Here is a 16,205-nt window from a genome sequence, read left to right as displayed (position 1 = left end):
CTTACTCGAAGTCTGGCAGGAAGCGTTTCACATCTACCTCTTTGAATTTTGAACGTTCAAAGTGGTGTTTGAGGTGGAACGGGACGGTGCAGTCGAAAATGGTTTTGCACGACATCCCCTGCTGGAGAATGCTCGGGCTGTATTCCGGCACCTGTGACGGGTCGAGCGGATGGCAGCGTACGCCGGGAATAAATACGGTGTCCACATCGCCCTGGTAGCGGGTCTGCATCGCCCACATCACGTCGTCGCTGTCGAAAATATCCACGTCCTCATCCACCAGAATGACGTGCTTCAGTTCCGGGAATGCTGAAAACGCAAGTAGTGCCGCCTGGCGCTGGCGCCCTTCGTCTACTGCGGCCGCTTTCTTAAACTGCATTACCGCCAGTAACTTGCCGCCGCCTGCGGAGTGGGCAAACACGTTCAGCAGTTTGCCCGGCATGGCGCGCTCAACCATATCGAGGATGCTGGCTTCCGTTGGGATACCGGCCATGTTCACGTGTTCTTCACCAGGCCCGACAGTGGTGCGCCAGATTGGGTTGTGGCGATGGGTAACGGCTTTCACCTTGATGACCGGGATCGCCTCTTTGGCTTCGCCGGTATAGCCCGGGAATTCCGGCATGGCTTTACCGGTGTTGGTGTTCTGATCTTCGCGCACGCGCACGTTTGGCAGCAGCTCGCCTTCAATAACGATTTCGGCATGGGCAATCGCTTTTTCGTTGATGGTTTTGCACTGCACCATCTCAACTGCGTGGCCTCGTAACGCGCCCGCCACGCTCAGCTCGTCAAAGCCAAGCGGGGTGGTTGGCGGCTCGAAGCAGGCGGCAATCTCGATGGCCGGGTCAACGCCGATACTGATGGAAATGGGTAGCGGTTTACCTGCCGCTTCGGCCTTCATGCGAAACGCATCAATATGGCGGCCAGGGGTCAGCCACATGGAGAGCTCGTCTTTGCTCTGCACGCACAGGCGATGAATGGTGATGTCGGATTCGTGGGTTTCTGGGTCAGAGGCGTAGCACAATCCCATGGTGATATACGGGCCTGCATCCTCTTCGGTATTGGTTGGCGCGGGCAGCAGTTTGCGCAGGTCGAAACCTTCGTCAGTGGCCAGATGTACTACTTCCTGACAGACTGCGTTATTGCGCGCGATGACCGGTGAAATCGGGTTCTGCACAGAGTTTTTCAGCAGGTGACCGAGTTTTTCCGGCTCACAGTTCAGAAAGTGGCTGACGCGTTTGCGTGAACCATTAAGACCAATCGCCACGCTGATATCGTGAAAGCCTTTCACCTTATTAAATACCATCACCGGACCGTTTTTACGGGTCGGGCGCTGGCAGGTTCCGCCTGCGCCAACGTAACGGTAAACACCCGACAGTTCGGCATGAGGATCAACTTCAACGCTGGTTTCAACATATTCGCCCGGCAGCGTTTTTAATAACGCCAGCGCGGAACGCAGGTCATGAACATTGTTATCGCTATTTGACATGATGGATTCCATCTCAGGTAACAGGAGTGGTTCTACGATATTGCGGCACCGTTATTCCGACAAATACCGTTTAACGGAGGCGAACCAGATCAAAAAGGTTTAATTTGCAGGTTTGTTATTAATGTTAAATAAATGCGGTATAAGGAAATACTTCCCCTTTACGATATCGGGTGTGATACTGACAGGCGAAAAAGAGAAGGGGCGTTCAATATGGATCTGAAAAGGCTACGTTATTTTTGCAAAGTGGTGGAGCAGGGCTCGGTGAGCCAGGCGGCGAAGTCGCTCAACATGGCGCAGCCGCCGCTCAGTAAACGCATTCAGGAGCTGGAAGAAGAATTACAGGTTGCGTTATTTACACGCCGGGGAAATCGACTCGAACCGACAGAAGCCGGTTATTTTCTTTATCGTAAAGCCTGTGAAATATTACGCCAGATTGAAGATACCGCGCGTGAAACAACAGAAATTGCGCAGAAAGATAAATTTCAGTTACGCATCGGTTTAACCCATCTTTTTCAGTCCTATTTTAAACCGCTGTTATTAGAATTATATCGCCGCCACCCTCATGCCGAAATTAACATATCTGTGTCGGATTCCAGCCATTTAGAGACGCAGCTTAATGCTGGGACAATCGACGTCGCACTTATTCAGCGACCTTATCGCAGTGAAGGGTTCGATTATGTTTCCTTCGATCCGATCAAGCTGGTGGCGGTGATTGCTAAATCTTGTCTGCCCGCGCCGCCTGCCAATCCGTTTGATTACGCCGCGCTGGGTGATTTTCCATTGGTATTGCTGCATCGGGCAAAGGACTCCGGCACTTACGAAATGCTGATCGATCTGTTTCGCAAAGCGGGCGTGAATCCGAAAGTGATTATGCATATCACCCAGCCTGGCGTCATTCTGGACTGGCTAGAGTCTGGTTTGCAGGCCGCTACGCTGCTGCCTTCCTCTGAGGTGGATGCCCGTAAGCTCAGCCACTGTTATGTGGTAGATGTCTTTCCTTCGCCGCAGATTTTCTACCCGGCGCTGGTGAAGTTGCCCGCGATGCCCTATATGCCGGAAATGATGGAAATTATTGCCCACGGATATCCGTTTGCAGCAGCTGTTGGGCATCAGGATTGAGGCTGGTATCATAGTGCGCCATTTACGCTGACCGAGGATCCGTTTTGTTTGCAGGAAGCCTGACCAGAAACCCCATTATTGCCTTATCCCTTCTGACGCTAACACTACTGCTGGCGGGGTGTTCGGGCAGTAAATCCTCCGATATGGGCGGTACGGTGTACACCGTTAAGCGCGGGGATACGCTGTACCGAATTGCGCGTACAACGGGCACTAGCGTGAAAGATCTGGCGCGGATGAACAATATCCCTGCGCCCTATACCATCGAAGTGGGGCAAAAGCTGAAGGTTAACGGCGGCTCTTCTTCTACAGCAAAAAATTCCACGTCGTCTAAAACGAAAACCGCCAAAGTGACACCATCTTACGCAGTGCCGCAATCGTCCTGGCCGCCGGTCGGGCAGCGCTGCTGGGTCTGGCCTGCCAGTGGCAAAGTAGTGATGCCGTATTCAACGTCTGAGGGCGGAAACAAGGGCATTGATATCTCTGCGGCGCGCGGGACACCTGTTTATGCATCCGGTGCCGGAAAAGTGGTTTACGTCGGCGACCAGCTGCGCGGCTACGGTAATCTGATCATGATTAAGCATGGCGAAGATTACATCACGGCGTATGCGCACAACGACACTATGCTGGTGAACAATGGGCAGAACGTGAAGGCGGGGCAGAAGATTGCGACCATGGGCAGCACAGGGACGGACTCGGTGAAGCTCCACTTCCAGATCCGCTATCGCGCCACGGCCATCGATCCGCAGCGTTATCTTCCGGCACAGGGCAGCAAACCGAAATGCTAAGTGATTATTTAATCGCCACTTAGTCATCAAGAGGCTTGTGTGAAAGTGCGTAAGGCCTATAATGCTTTACGCACTTCAAAGCGGGTGTAGTTCAATGGTAGAACGAGAGCTTCCCAAGCTCTATACGAGGGTTCGATTCCCTTCGCCCGCTCCAGAATCTCCCCTTGTGGAGCAAGCATTCTAAAATGCTGCTCTGCCAGCATGTTACGCAGTAGTGCTTACTAACATGCTGAGGCGTTCTACCATAGTTCACTACTTTGACACTTGTCACGAATGGTTACTCGGTGAGATGAGAGTGTAGCCAATCGTCGGCGGTGGTTTCAAGTTCTTACCGCGATAGCCCAACAATGAACGCAAAGCCTACACCAGGCAGCGACGGATCGCACTTCTCATAACCTTACAGTGAAGCGCATTTTTTGCCGATGCTCCCACATGCCACACGTCGAGATGACGTTGCAGGGAATAAACAGGTTTTATGGTGGTGATGCTCCGGTAGCTACAGATCCGGCTCTGCCAGCGGTTCGGCCTCGCTCCTTCGGGTACATGGTCATCCTGATAAACTTCACTGTCTGACATAACCCTGATGAAGTCGCCTAACGGCTCCGCACGTTGTCTTACCACCAACGGGCATTATGGTTTCTATTCTCTAAAATCTGTGAGTTGCGCATTTTCTGCACCCTGGTTAACCTAAGATTAATCTGAATAAATCAAGGGTGAGTATGGCTATCGGGAAGAGACAGAATCAAGAGGAATCACCCAAAGACGAGTTAGATCGCTTGCTGGATGAGCTTGAACTCACACAGGCGCAACGGGAGTTTATCGAATCTATGCGGCAAGAGGACGGGGATAAAACCAACGGGGAGTAATACCCTAAAGAAAAAGGGGCATTGCGCCCCCGGCAAGAAATTGGTTAGGCTTCTTGAGCACATTCGCTTTGATACTGTCGCCAGTACATTTGCGCAAAGTCCATAAACTTCGAGAAATCAGCCTTACTTAGTTCTTTGTTGGCTCGGATAATGTTGCATACAGCAATGTGCTCTTTCGCTGCTTCGTCCTTGTCGGCAATGTCTTTAAAACGTAGCGCTATTGCACTTTTCACCTCAAGGATCGCATCTAACCGTTTCTCAGATAGCCGTGGGTGTTTTTCCTGCAACTCTTCTTGATAGAGTTCAATGTCTTGCTTGATTGAATAAGAATTGTATGTCGCCATTTTATCTCCTCGTTCGTTATGGTTATTTCAAAGCCCGTAGCCACATCATAAGCAAATGAAGCTGGCTTCCTGTCATGGCAGGGATTCGGACGGTTTTACCGTTGCTTACGTTGCACAGCGCGAGCGCTAACGCCATAATGTGCTGATTCGGCATCTCTAACTCTCCGTTGGGATTGTTGAATACGGCGGGGGCTGGCTTCTTGGTGGTTGGCGGCCCCTGCCACTTGCTGATCAACTGCTCTTCTAAGGTTTGTTGGTAACAGGTGACGCTGTATCGTCGTCCCTGCAAACTTTACTACCTGCGTATAAACGCACACCGTAGCACCACACCAGATAAAGCTGGTGATTAGCTCTTCTTCCTTTTTCACTCTTCCGAATCCTCTGTATTGAAGGTTTTCGTATAGGGACATTTCCCCTTAGTTACGTAGGTGAACAGGTAATTGCTGTTCTGATACGTGCATAGCGTTTTTCCGTTCTCCGTCTGTTCCTCCTCTGGGTTGGTCATCGTAATTTGTCCTGCATGAGACGCCAGCGGCAGCAGTACCAGCACGTAAAGTAAGCGCTTCATGTTGATCACCATTCTAAAGAAAACTCGTCTGTTAAATCGTCCTGCACATCCTGACCATACCCGATGTAATACATCGTTGACCGTGGATCTGTCTGTCCCAGGAAATGGGCGATCTGTTCAATCGGCACCCCATTCTCGAATAAAATTCGGCCCCGACTTTTTCGGGGTGTATGGCATCCCACATTAGAGAATCCCGCTCTACGGCCCATCTTGCCGAACTCGGCAAACACCGTGTTACGTGTAACGGGGTTTCCTCTACTGCGTAATGTGGCAGCACTGAAAATGTAATCTGTAGCTACAGGCATCTTAGCTTGTTCTGCCTTGCGTTGTGCCACCACTGACAACATGGACGCTGTAACTTTTGGCCTTACCACGTTCCCCGTTTTCTCCTGCTTCACCTTGAGGTGAGATTGCCCCTCTACGTCTTCATACTTGAGCTTGAGCACGTCAGAGATACGCAAGCCCGATTCATACATAAACACCCACAAGCAATAGAACAGGTTGGTGGTGTTGTTGCGCTGTAGCTCTGCTGCCACCGCCTTAACATGGTCTGCACTCTTTAGCGCCTGGCTAATACCTTTCATCTTTACCCCTCCTCATGTTCGTTTCGTTGAAATCATCATTGATCAGAAATTGATCATTTTCAATAAGTTGTACGATACGTAAATTTAAGAAGAGCACAAAATGATCAAAATGTGTGCGCGGTTGCCTGAGCTGCTGAACGGCTTACAAAGGCCACCCCGATCTGAAATCGCCAGAATCGGAAAATATCAGTAAGTAATTGAAAAATAAATGAAAATACACTCACCATCATGATTCATGAAACGGTGGTTCTGTCAAGAGATTTATTTTCGATGGCGGGGTGTTACCCCTGTTTGCACGGTGAAGTGATGGAAAAGTGTGCTGATTCATTTAAATCAATGAGTTACAGAATACACTTTACCAAAGTGTATCGAAGTAGGGCGTTATTGCTTTGTAGATGATAGTGGTTCTCATCCACAACGATGTGATCTGAGTTGTTGAGAATTATTATCAAAAAAGGCGATTTTGGCATGGAAAATCGTGTTGTTACATTATAACAAAAAAGTCGTTAAGCAGGATGTGCTTACATCAAAGTGATGATCGTTGTGACAATCAGTGACAAGCCGCACGGCGCAAGGCTTTACGCAAAGAGAGTGATAGTTACTATGGCAACTTTAACCCCGTAACAATGGCATTCTTTACCTGCCAATTACCAGCGGTTTAGATGCCTGTTAGATGAGAATTACATTGGAGTTGTTGTATGGGATAGTTTGGAGAGAACAGGGCAAAGGGCTAACCCTAATTGGTGTCAATTTGTCACCGACTGACAGAATGGCATCCATGAATAAGTGACAAAATGGCACTGATTCAAAGGTAACAGGTGACAAAATGGCACTGATTAGGCTGTGATTGGTGACAAGTTGGCACTCTATACAAAGAGATTTTCAAAGCGACTTGTAAAAGAGAGCTTTGAAAAGATCTTATGAAAGATTCGCTTTGCTGGCGTGTATCGCCTGGCAAGGTTCACTGGTTCGCCTTTGGTGGCTACCCGTTCAGCCGCTCACGACGCAGCGTAGCGTATCTATCTGTAATTGTGCCAGGGCTTCGCCCTCGTGAAACGAGGCACAGAAGCAGTGCGCCGTGTGCGCAATCTCTTTCGGCATAACTTCTGCCTGTCTTCCATGCTCCGCATTTCATCCATGCAAAGTTAGCCCACGGCTAAGGCTTCACTGGTCACTGATAGCTCCAGTTCATCCAGCCTCAATCCAATACCATCACCTACTATCATGATAACTACCGTTATCCCTCTGTAGTTGTGCTATTGGTTTCGGTAAGTGCCAGAGGGCGCACAGGAAGCCCTCAGAGCGCTTTAAAGAGGGTAGGGAATACCGATGTAGTGTATGTATGTGCAAACCTCGCATAGCTCGATACATCCCGTTTTATGGTGATTGGTAGAGCTTGATCGTTTTTGGTGAGTATGCTATGATCTTAAATGGGTAAAAATAATTATTGACTTTTATCTTATTTCGTGTTAAATTAGTATCAGGAGCTAAGAAAAAGATTCTTACCTTCTATCTTTGAGGTATTCAGCCTCCCAAAAATTCCAAATCGCAATGCACTTTGAGCCGTCAGGCTGCAAGGTGTTTTTATTTTATCTCACGTAAGGAGAACCAGTATTAAATACTTTGACATAGATACTACGGTATCACAGCTTGTTAACGGTGAAGTCACCCGCTTCCAAATTAAAGCTATACGCAACACCAATCGTAAGCACGGCTATAAAGAGCGGGAAGAGTTCTTTAACGAAGTGCTACGACGCTTCGATCTAATTAGAGCAGCACAGAAAGAAACTGACAAATAAACCAGAAGGAGAAAACTGAATGAGCGAAACCCAAAAGAAGAAACCAGCCGGAACATTCGTAAAACTGCCTGATGAAGTGTTTACCACTTTATTTAAAGAGGCACGGGCGCGAGGCGTAACAGTGCAGGAGATGTTAATTGACGCTGCAACCATACTTTCATTATCAATCAAGAGCGGAGAACGTTCTACTAAATAAGGATACACCCTAACATGACCGACATTATAAACGGAGACATTTACAAGTATTTTGGTACAGAAGAAGCATTATCCGAAGCAAGTCACATAACCAACGTTAATACAGGTGAGCGTGTCGAGCTATCTAACAATACCAAAGCATTATACGCTCGTATGCGCAAGCGTTTTCATTTTTTTACCACTTCGAACATTGGCGGAAATAAAGGGATCTACCATGACAACGTAGAAGAATTAGCCGCAAGTGTTGGAATCTCGAAACGTACAGCATTGCGTTGCCTAGAAGACTTGAAACAAGTGGGTTTGGTGATTGCTAATCTTTCAGGACGTTCCAATCAATGGATAGTGACGGACTTAACACCTGATGCCTTTAGGCTTGAACGTAGGACGGGAACAACAGCCGATCCAGTGTGGATTGATTGCCTAAAAAACCCTGTGTTTGGTAACGTCAAAGAAGATGTAGCGCAAGGAGTGCAGGAAGAAAAACAGCAGCCAGTGCCAGAAGAGGCCAAAGCAGATCCGAAGCCGGAGAAGCCAAAGCAAATACCTACGAAGAAACTCGCCTCCATTCCAGCTAAAGAAATTAAGATAGAAGCCGTCAACCCTGTTTCTATCGGGTTGTATCGGGATGAATGGGAAAACCCAGAAAAGAATTTACCTGTTTCACAACATCCGAAAATCAGATGGCTACTTATTAACGGATACCTGGACACAGAGAAGAATCCAAAACTTAAAACAATCTATGAGGAAATAAAACATCTATGTTAAAAATAGCATCACCAAAGAAATACAGTGAAAGAGATTTGAATGTTATTCACCTTGCCAGTCTTATTAACCCAGAAGTTGAAAGAGGCGTTGCATTCGAGCAAGCGCAAGAGCTTGTAGACGTATACGCAGAACGCGGAGAATTACAGTATGCTAATGCTCTTGTGGCTTTATTTAATGCAGCAATGACACCAAAGCAGAACCCAGTTAAAGATTATGCCTTAAATAAAAACTTAGGAGCTTCACAACGGATCGTTATGCTGTACTTTTCATCTTGCTTTAATTTGGATAACGTCACTAAGAAAGAGATAGAAGAAGCAACAGGACTTTCAAAAAGTACAATTGATCGTGTGTTTCCTGAACTCATAGAGAAGAATTACATTTTAGCGGAGCGTTTGGGTGCTGGCCCTGGTATTGGATACAAAGTAACAATTTTGAAATAAAGAGGACTATGAACAAATTATACCTATTGAATGAATGCACAAACCATCAAATCGAATGTAACACCGTTTGCCAGCGTCTTTATTTTCACCTTGCATCTCTCAAACGTGAAAGCGGAGCAATAAAAGCCACCGTGAAATACATTGCTGATGGTGTCGGTATAAGTGAAAGCGGGGCGCGGTATTGGATGTTATTAATGCACGATGCAGCCGTTATTACTATGGAGCGTCACGGCAAGTATTACGACATTACCGTTAATGATGCGGTGAGTTTTATCACTACACCCCACTGATAAGCAACACTAACAAACAATCGGGAAACTTTTATGATCATCGCTATCTATTGGCTATTTGCATTTTACGCAGTATGGAGCATAACGAGGAAATACGGAAGTTTCCCTTTACGAGGAATTAATGGGAAGAAAAGAACGCAGTAACATTGTTAGAATCGAAAAAGCAGTGAGAGCAACAAAACGTAAATACAGCCATAAGTTAAAAGATTATTCAAGAGAATCTATTCCTGGCGAGATGGTAACGACAATTATAGAACACCCTCCAACGGTTCCAGCCGGATCAGAGTTTGAATTATTGCAGGATGTTCTATCGTCAACGGACAACGTTTATTACAAACCGCGACGTAGAAAAGAATACTTTATTGACAGTAGCCAACTTAAATCCTGGCAAATTATCGGGTTTGAGCATTACGCCGATTATGTCGGGTATTCACAAACTAACGGCCTGAGTGGTCACACTGCCGATTTGGATTTTTTATTTAATGACGATAGGGAAAATTATAATGACTAACGACACAATTCAATCTCTACTCCTTAGTTTCGAAGATAATTATCATCTCCCGCTACTACAGGAAGTGAATAAAACATACATCACAGCAACGCCTGAGAGCCTCCTGAACGCTGTCAGACATACAGAGCAAGCCATTACAGCCCTTGAGCACCTGCAAACCTCTGTAGCGCGTTTGGTGGAGCGTGACGGCAGCACAATAACCGCTGATCAGGCGTGGCGAGCAGCAAATGCCCTTGAAGAGCTTGCTTGCTCCCTGCAAGTCATTACGCTTGAGCTGGGAGAGCTTGCCGTTAGCATTGCAGAGAAATACGCCGCAAGTGAAATTGAATAGTCATTCACAATAAGTGCTTGACAATTCGTAGCGAAAGTGTTATAGTAGTATTAGGGTAAGTATTCGAATCACTTCCCCCTCCTGAATGCCGTTTCCCATAGCGGCACTCTCTTTTGAATGCTTTTTTTGAAAGTGTTGGTTCTTTCTTCTTCTTTTTTGTTTAGTTCCGAAGGAATGCGCGGGATGTAATGTCTCGTTGTGTTGGCATTACATGCAATCACCCGCGCATCTCCGACCTTTTCAAAAAGAGCATTCGCTCTTTATCCCTCATTCATTCCGTTAGGATGAATGTAGTCAGACTTAACTACCCTTGAATTGTGAGAGGTTCAGGAATTACGTTAAGCTGGCAATCTTCTATTAATAACACTCCCGAAAGTGTCAGCTAATAGATAATGAAATCAAGATCTGTTATTGCCAGCGTGAAGGGCTTCACGTTTAACAGATGCAAAGTACCCCCGATCTTTTTAAATCTCCTAAGATAATAAAACGGGGGTCTTTTTATTAGATTGTATTCTTAACTTCATTTCTCCTGAAAAATGACGTTAATAATGCTTTCTTTAGCAAGGGGCATTCTCTCCAGGGGCTTGATCGCCCCTTTTTAACAATCTGTGTGTAACGCTTTCGTTATTAATGCTTTCGTAATTAATGCACAGACCAACGCGAAGGAACAACAATGTTCTTATTAAATAATCGCGACCGAATCCTAAAATACAAAGATGAAGTGATTTTGTGTAACCCTGAAATGATAGCTAAAGTGGCTGAAATGGCAGGATGCACTGTAGAAGAAATAGAAAAGGCTGTAGAGCGTTATTTCCCTTCTGAAAACACCACTCCAAATAAGTTAAGTATTCAGGAACGGATCGCCAATAAAGTAAAAAAGGAATCAACCAAACAATGATTATCACCCTATCAGACGTTTTTCCGGTTCGTAAAAGCTACACAGACATTGTGAGTGCTGCGACCGATAATTTTGCAGCAGTAGACAGTAAAGTGTTTGCTTCTCTTCCTGCTGATGTGCAGTGCGGCGATGTTATAGACGCTTCCGGCGATCTCTATACATCTGGGAATGTGGCTTTCGTAGTCGTCAGTGAATTTGTCACTGCTGGCAGTAATAAGCCTGTAAACGTCCTACGCGCTCCCAACGTTGGATCATACGTTGCCCTCAAGAGCGACAACCTCAACGCAGCTAACCACGCAGCAGCGATCAGCGCATTACAGGCGCAAGGCTTCGCCACTCGTGAATTTTTCACCTCTTAAGCAAGGAAGATAATAATGATTATTGGAAATGAACGTGTGGATCTGAGTCCACTATTCCAGCTAACCAGTACCCGCAATTTTTTACTGTCGTCACTAAACATTTTTGATGGCGACGGAGTTACATCTCATAAAGTGAGTGTTTCCCGTTTACTGGAAGATAACACCAGCCTTTATAATCAGCCTACTGCAAGGTTCTCCAACGAACATAACGTAACATCCCGTCAAAGCGGTAAAGAATGGCTGATCGAGCTTCCGTATTTCCTCCGTGAGGATCTTATTGTCCCGGCAGACATTCAGGGCAAGCGTAAGCCTGGAAGCGACATTCAAGAAACCGTGACTGACATTTACAGCGATTACATGAATAAACACGCTATAGCGTTTATGCGCACTCGTGAAAGTTACCTCGCACGATCACTCTTCTCTGGTCAGGTGTATACGCCTAAGACAGACGATCTGTTAATCGACTTTGGCGACCTGTTCGGCGTAGCCCCGATGAATGCCACTCTTGATCTGTCAGCTACCGATAGCAGCACTCTACGTGCCATTGACGACATGGTGAGCCAGATTACCGAAGCGGCACAAAGCCAGGCGTCGGCAGTGGAGCGAATTATTGTTTTTGCTACAGGCTCATTCTATAGCGATCTGCGTTTCAGCCCTGCAATGGAAGCGGCTTTCCGCTATGTCAGCCCATTGGACGAAGGGAACGTAGTGTTCCAGCGTCGTGACCTCCTGCCAGGTGTGAGCACCTTCTCGATCCCTGGTTCAAATGTAGATGTGATCAAAGTAACTGACCCATTGCTGATCGCACAAATGGGCGATGCTGATGCTATCGCTATCCCGCAATTCGCTAAGGGAAGCGGTATTTACACCAACATTTACGGCGCAGCCAGCAGCACCTTTGAACTCCTTAATGCAGCACCTGCGGAAGTTTATAGCTGGAGCTTCGAAAGCGAGCGCGGAAACGCGATTAACGTGATCTCGGAAAACTCAGCACTGCCAGTTAACCACGGCCTGAACTTCTCCGTTCACATTAAAGCCTCCGAATAGCGAGCGATAGACGGTAGTTCTTCCCGTCTTGGAAATAACAGAAGAGCTTTTTAATCAGGGGCGTAGGGAACTGGAACACGCAAAGCAAATGCGCCAGCCCTTGCCCCTTTTTTATTTCCAGAATAAGAGGAAAGATAAAATTGGAAATTATCCTAAAGAGTCGAGGCTTGCATTTACAACTTAATGATACAAGCGCAGAGCAAATACTCAATTTAGCAGCCGTATCGAGAGCACTTGATGTGAGTCATTCACATTTAAGACAACTTATTTTCAGAGGAATGAGTGTATCAGATGCACTTAATTATCTGGTGAACGAAAAGAAAGGCGGTGAATAATCATGCTTGAGATTAACACTTCTAAAATTAATAACACGGTGACATTTAGTGTTGACCGTAATTCTATGAAGACAGCCCTTGATGCTTTTGACCAGATTCAGAAAAAAGCAAAAGGTATTAAAGACCCCACAATAAACATGAAGAGATTCAGCCAGGGGCTAAAGTCTGCTGAAAGAGAATTAGATAAGCTGAATAAGAAAGCCTCTAAGCCACGTAATAGCGATGAACGAGAAAAGGCAAGGGCAGCTAAGGCGCAAGCCCGTGTAGAGGCTCAGGCAGCGAAAGAGGCCGCAAGAAACGCACAGCGCCGTGAAAGGGCTTCGCTAAAATTGCTCGATACAGCTTCGAGTTTCAAAAGTATGCAACACCTAACCAACGTCGAACTAACCCAGGCTGCATTACAGGCCAGCAAGATTACCCGTAGTTATGCTGATGGAACGATCAGTCTACAACGTCAGAATAGTGAGATTAAGCGCTTACAGCAGGGTTATCGCAGGCTCAATGCTTCACGTAGGGAAGCAGCTAAACGAGGCGCTACGGCTCCTGTAGGTGGCTCTGGAGCGATTACAGGCGGATTGATGGGCTTAGGCACTGGTGCGCTTGCTGGCGCTGGTATCGGTGCGGCGGCTTATGGTGCTTATTCATGGGGTAAAGAGGCTGTTACAGCCCAGGAAGAGCGCAGCGAAATTGTACAGCGTGCCAGATTAGGGAACGTTGATTACAACGCGCTACAAGCACAAAGCCAGTATGCGACGGCTAACGGGATTGATTCGGGAATGGGTATTCAAGGTCAGCGCAAACTCCTTGATAATTATAAAGATATTCAGGATCGCATTGGTCAAACTCTCAATGAGGCTAAATTCGATAAGAAGTCGGGACAGTGGAAAGGTGGAGATCAGGGGATTCTGTCAGCGGTGAACACTGCCGGATTTAAGATGGACGATTTACGACAGTATCAAACAAACCCGATGGGCTTCGTTAGCGCACTGACGAATACTCTTGAGAAGCAGGGCAAATCACCAGAGCAAATCCTCGCATCGTTGGAACAGTTAGGTGATGACCTTGGCCTATACCATAAAGCCTTTATGAATGGCGGTAAGGCGCTCACTGATCAGGTGGACGTGCTCAAGCGTAACGGGCAATGGTTGAACCAGGAACAGCAAGATCAGCTTGTGGCCTACCGCAAATTCAATCAGGAACTTAGCATTCTCTCCGATAGCCAGAAGCTGGCATTCTTCGAAGGTTTCATGGAGTCTCTCGACCCTGCGACGGTTAAAGAGTGGAAGGAAGCGATGCAGGAGGCGTTGCCTTTCTTTCAGGGGATCGGACGGGCAGCGGGGGATGTGGTGGACGGTCTGATGAAAATGACCAACTGGATCAGTGGTAAGCTGAATCTCCTGAACGGTGACAACACTACTAAAGAGGCGGTGAGCCAGCATTACGGCACAACGTCAGCACCTGCACAGGCTGGAAGTAATCCTGTGGCTAACACCTATGGAGCCAGCCAGCCTAAAGCAGACGGTCATGAGCCTAATGTATTCGACACAATGCGTGAATGGTGGAACGGTACGAGCGGGGCGCAGGATGTTAGCAGCTACGCACAGAGCGCCAACGGTGATTATTCTCCTGTTTCGATGTTGAAACAATCCGCAGCGGCTACAGTAACACCGCCAGTTAATAATACAGTGGTGCAACCTGTGGTATTGCAAAATAACCTACCGGAAGGAATGATCTCTCTCACTATTTCCCCTGATCCGACATTTGGAAACATGCTAAATGCGAGCGTAGATCAGCGTATTAATCAGAACAATCAGCGTATGGTGCTGGCTGTTTCATCTGGACAGGGGTCGGGGGGCTAATTGCCCCTCTTCATAAGGAATAAAATAAAATGGCAACACCAGGAAGTTTAACAATCGGGGGCGATTCTTCCCGAATCAATTCAACCTCAAATAGTAATAACAGCAGCGCTACCCGTAATAAAGGTGAAAACGGATTCACTATCCTTGCATCTGTTTATAATCCAGCTTCTGAAAGCTACATTCAAAACTATCAGGCAATTATTTTTGATGCCGTGACAGATACGGGAATACGCAGACAGGCAGAAATTACAAGCTATCCCGTCGAGAGTGGCGCAGAAGTGAGCGATCACGTTCAGATTAAGAATAATACATTCAAGCTATCGGGGATTATTACCGAAACTCCGGTAAGGCTTGAGAAAGATTTATTATACAGTGCTGGCGTTAATGGCACTCGTATTTCTCAGGCTATCCAGTATCTTGATAAAATCTTTGATAGCCGTCAGCCTATTACATTAGTGACAGAGCACAAAGTTTATGAGAATGTCATTCTCTCTGGTATCAGTTACGATTATAAATCTGAATTTGCTATGCAATTCGATCTTGAATTTGAACAGATAAGACTTGTTAGCACTGCTACAGTTAATGTAATTGCGACTAAAACGCAAAGTAATAGAAGCGTTGGTGGTACGGTGAAACAGAAAGTAGTAAACAATGCACCAAAGAAAACTGAATCTGATACTGTTACTACGGAATTTAAGAAATAAATAAGGGCATTTTGCCCCTTTTACAAGGAAGATTATTCAAGCTATACCAACGAATCTACGTTCTCAAATGGGATGGATTTAAAAAGATAACCCTGTAACCCCCAAATGCCTACTTCACGCAAGATTTCCATACTTTTTCTATCCTCAATGCCTTCAATAACAATTTTGTCGCAGTATTTTTTAATTAATACAATTAATTCGTAGAAGGTTGGTTTTTTCACCTGCTCATTAAAGAAAATGCGATCTATTTTTACTACTTCAAAGTAACCTTCTATCAAACTAACTACATGCGAATTACCTGCCCCAAGGTCATCGAGCCACAGCCCATTCACACCCTGGCTCAGCGACTTTAACAAGGGGCTTTTTAATCCTTTATCTAAACCTGGGAAATTCTCAGAAAGCTCAAGTTTGATGAATGGCATCGATTCGAAAGTTTGTCTAAGTATGTAGTCATGACGTATCAGAAAAGCCATTTGCTGATCAATGTTCAGTGTACAAAATAGATTCTTTCGTTCGAACCACTTTTGCATACTGGCAATGTTTCCGCATTGTTCGTATAGGAAAAGCCGTTTCCTATCTAAATCCCAAGATGAAATTACGGACTCAGGATGAAGGGGGCGTCCATCTGGGGAAATGAAGCGAGTGAGAAGCTCAACGCCCAACAACTTTTCGTCAATGCTTACTATAGGTTCAGCAATGAATGTAGTATCCATAACAAACACCTTAAATTTCTACATAGGTTCATTCATAATGTGGTTTTTGTAACAAAAAATCAACAATGGTTTCTGTTATGTAAGTGTGTAACTTGCTGAATTTTGTTAGTTTTTTTTGGTTTTGGTGTTAAGGGTTTAATGCTTTTTTGTTACTATTTTAATCTTGCTTTGCTCGTAAAGCAATCATTAGCGTGTATTATTCACAAATAA

At 46.0% G+C, this 16,205-nt stretch carries 19 protein-coding genes and 1 tRNA gene; 15 read left to right on the top strand and 5 right to left on the bottom strand.

What is annotated here, in order from left to right; genetic code table 11:
- Position 1: 1 nt before the first annotated feature.
- The gene (locus ACT9TW_RS00735) at positions 2-1,483 is read right to left on the bottom strand and encodes a UbiD family decarboxylase (RefSeq protein ID WP_446491432.1); all 1,482 of its coding nucleotides are present in this window, start codon (positions 1,481-1,483) and stop codon (positions 2-4) included.
- A gap of 210 nt (positions 1,484-1,693) precedes the next feature.
- On the opposite strand from ACT9TW_RS00735, the gene ACT9TW_RS00730 reads away from it, so the two are divergent.
- The 3 genes from ACT9TW_RS00730 (at position 1,694) to ACT9TW_RS00720 (ending at position 3,541) form a co-directional block, all read left to right on the top strand.
- A complete protein-coding gene (locus tag ACT9TW_RS00730) occupies positions 1,694-2,602 on the top strand; it encodes a LysR family transcriptional regulator (RefSeq protein WP_446491431.1) in 909 nt (302 codons plus the stop codon).
- A gap of 44 nt (positions 2,603-2,646) precedes the next feature.
- Positions 2,647-3,387: an amidase activator ActS gene (actS, locus tag ACT9TW_RS00725; protein ID WP_446491430.1), complete on the top strand. Its 741-nt coding sequence runs from the start codon at positions 2,647-2,649 to the stop codon at positions 3,385-3,387.
- Positions 3,388-3,467: 80 nt separating this feature from the next.
- Positions 3,468-3,541, top strand: a tRNA-Gly gene (locus tag ACT9TW_RS00720).
- Positions 3,542-4,297: 756 nt separating this feature from the next.
- Here the strand turns inward: ACT9TW_RS00720 and ACT9TW_RS00715 are convergent.
- The 3 genes from ACT9TW_RS00715 to ACT9TW_RS00705 all read right to left on the bottom strand — a co-directional run bounded on the left by ACT9TW_RS00715 (position 4,298) and on the right by ACT9TW_RS00705 (position 5,749).
- On the bottom strand, positions 4,298-4,597 hold the full coding sequence (locus ACT9TW_RS00715; protein WP_062773082.1) for a hypothetical protein: 300 nt from the start codon (positions 4,595-4,597) through the stop codon (positions 4,298-4,300).
- 364 nt (positions 4,598-4,961) lie between these two features.
- Entirely contained in the window at positions 4,962-5,177 is a 216-nt protein-coding gene (locus ACT9TW_RS00710) for a hypothetical protein (protein WP_062773088.1), read from the bottom strand.
- Entirely contained in the window at positions 5,171-5,749 is a 579-nt protein-coding gene (locus tag ACT9TW_RS00705) for a tyrosine-type recombinase/integrase (protein ID WP_062773091.1), read from the bottom strand. Before ACT9TW_RS00705 ends, ACT9TW_RS00710 begins: the two co-directional genes overlap by 7 nt.
- 1,818 nt (positions 5,750-7,567) lie before the next feature.
- Between ACT9TW_RS00705 and ACT9TW_RS00700 the strand changes: the two genes are divergently transcribed.
- From ACT9TW_RS00700 to ACT9TW_RS00645, 12 genes are all read left to right on the top strand, one after another.
- A complete protein-coding gene (locus tag ACT9TW_RS00700) occupies positions 7,568-7,744 on the top strand; it encodes a hypothetical protein (protein ID WP_164717431.1) in 177 nt (58 codons plus the stop codon).
- 14 nt (positions 7,745-7,758) lie between these two features.
- Positions 7,759-8,508, top strand: coding sequence for a DUF6945 domain-containing protein (locus tag ACT9TW_RS00695; protein ID WP_174525765.1), 750 nt, complete (start codon positions 7,759-7,761; stop codon positions 8,506-8,508).
- Positions 8,502-8,948 (top strand): hypothetical protein, encoded by a 447-nt coding sequence (locus ACT9TW_RS00690; RefSeq protein ID WP_062773094.1) that lies wholly within the window; start codon positions 8,502-8,504, stop codon positions 8,946-8,948. The genes ACT9TW_RS00695 and ACT9TW_RS00690 overlap by 7 nt, the downstream gene beginning before the upstream one ends.
- 8 nt (positions 8,949-8,956) lie before the next feature.
- A complete protein-coding gene (locus ACT9TW_RS00685) occupies positions 8,957-9,238 on the top strand; it encodes a hypothetical protein (RefSeq protein ID WP_062773097.1) in 282 nt (93 codons plus the stop codon).
- 121 nt (positions 9,239-9,359) lie between these two features.
- Complete coding sequence (locus tag ACT9TW_RS00680) at positions 9,360-9,749, top strand: hypothetical protein (protein ID WP_062773100.1); 390 nt, start codon at positions 9,360-9,362, stop codon at positions 9,747-9,749.
- On the top strand, positions 9,742-10,080 hold the full coding sequence (locus ACT9TW_RS00675) for a hypothetical protein (protein ID WP_062773103.1): 339 nt from the start codon (positions 9,742-9,744) through the stop codon (positions 10,078-10,080). The genes ACT9TW_RS00680 and ACT9TW_RS00675 overlap by 8 nt, the downstream gene beginning before the upstream one ends.
- Positions 10,081-10,753: 673 nt before the next feature.
- A complete protein-coding gene (locus ACT9TW_RS00670; protein ID WP_062773106.1) occupies positions 10,754-10,978 on the top strand; it encodes a hypothetical protein in 225 nt (74 codons plus the stop codon).
- Positions 10,975-11,337 carry a hypothetical protein gene (locus ACT9TW_RS00665; protein ID WP_062773109.1) on the top strand — a complete coding sequence of 121 codons (363 nt, stop codon included), beginning with the start codon at positions 10,975-10,977 and terminating at the stop codon, positions 11,335-11,337. Before ACT9TW_RS00670 ends, ACT9TW_RS00665 begins: the two co-directional genes overlap by 4 nt.
- Before the next feature lie 15 nt (positions 11,338-11,352).
- Positions 11,353-12,384: a major capsid protein gene (locus ACT9TW_RS00660; RefSeq protein WP_062773112.1), complete on the top strand. Its 1,032-nt coding sequence runs from the start codon at positions 11,353-11,355 to the stop codon at positions 12,382-12,384.
- 140 nt (positions 12,385-12,524) lie between these two features.
- Positions 12,525-12,719, top strand: a complete 195-nt coding sequence (locus ACT9TW_RS00655; RefSeq protein ID WP_032255343.1) for a hypothetical protein — start codon at positions 12,525-12,527, stop codon at positions 12,717-12,719.
- A 2-nt stretch (positions 12,720-12,721) separates the two neighbouring features.
- Positions 12,722-14,578, top strand: a complete 1,857-nt coding sequence (locus tag ACT9TW_RS00650; RefSeq protein ID WP_446491429.1) for a hypothetical protein — start codon at positions 12,722-12,724, stop codon at positions 14,576-14,578.
- A gap of 29 nt (positions 14,579-14,607) precedes the next feature.
- Positions 14,608-15,282 (top strand): phage baseplate protein, encoded by a 675-nt coding sequence (locus ACT9TW_RS00645; RefSeq protein ID WP_062773115.1) that lies wholly within the window; start codon positions 14,608-14,610, stop codon positions 15,280-15,282.
- 41 nt (positions 15,283-15,323) lie between these two features.
- On the opposite strand, the gene ACT9TW_RS00640 is transcribed toward ACT9TW_RS00645, so the two are convergent.
- Positions 15,324-15,995 (bottom strand): EAL domain-containing protein, encoded by a 672-nt coding sequence (locus ACT9TW_RS00640; protein WP_415992886.1) that lies wholly within the window; start codon positions 15,993-15,995, stop codon positions 15,324-15,326.
- Positions 15,996-16,205 lie beyond the last annotated feature (210 nt).

It is taken from the genome of Enterobacter sp. C4G1, from assembly GCF_052886895.1.
Note: the sequence above shows the minus strand (reverse complement) of the source record. Positions and strands in the feature narration are given on the sequence as shown.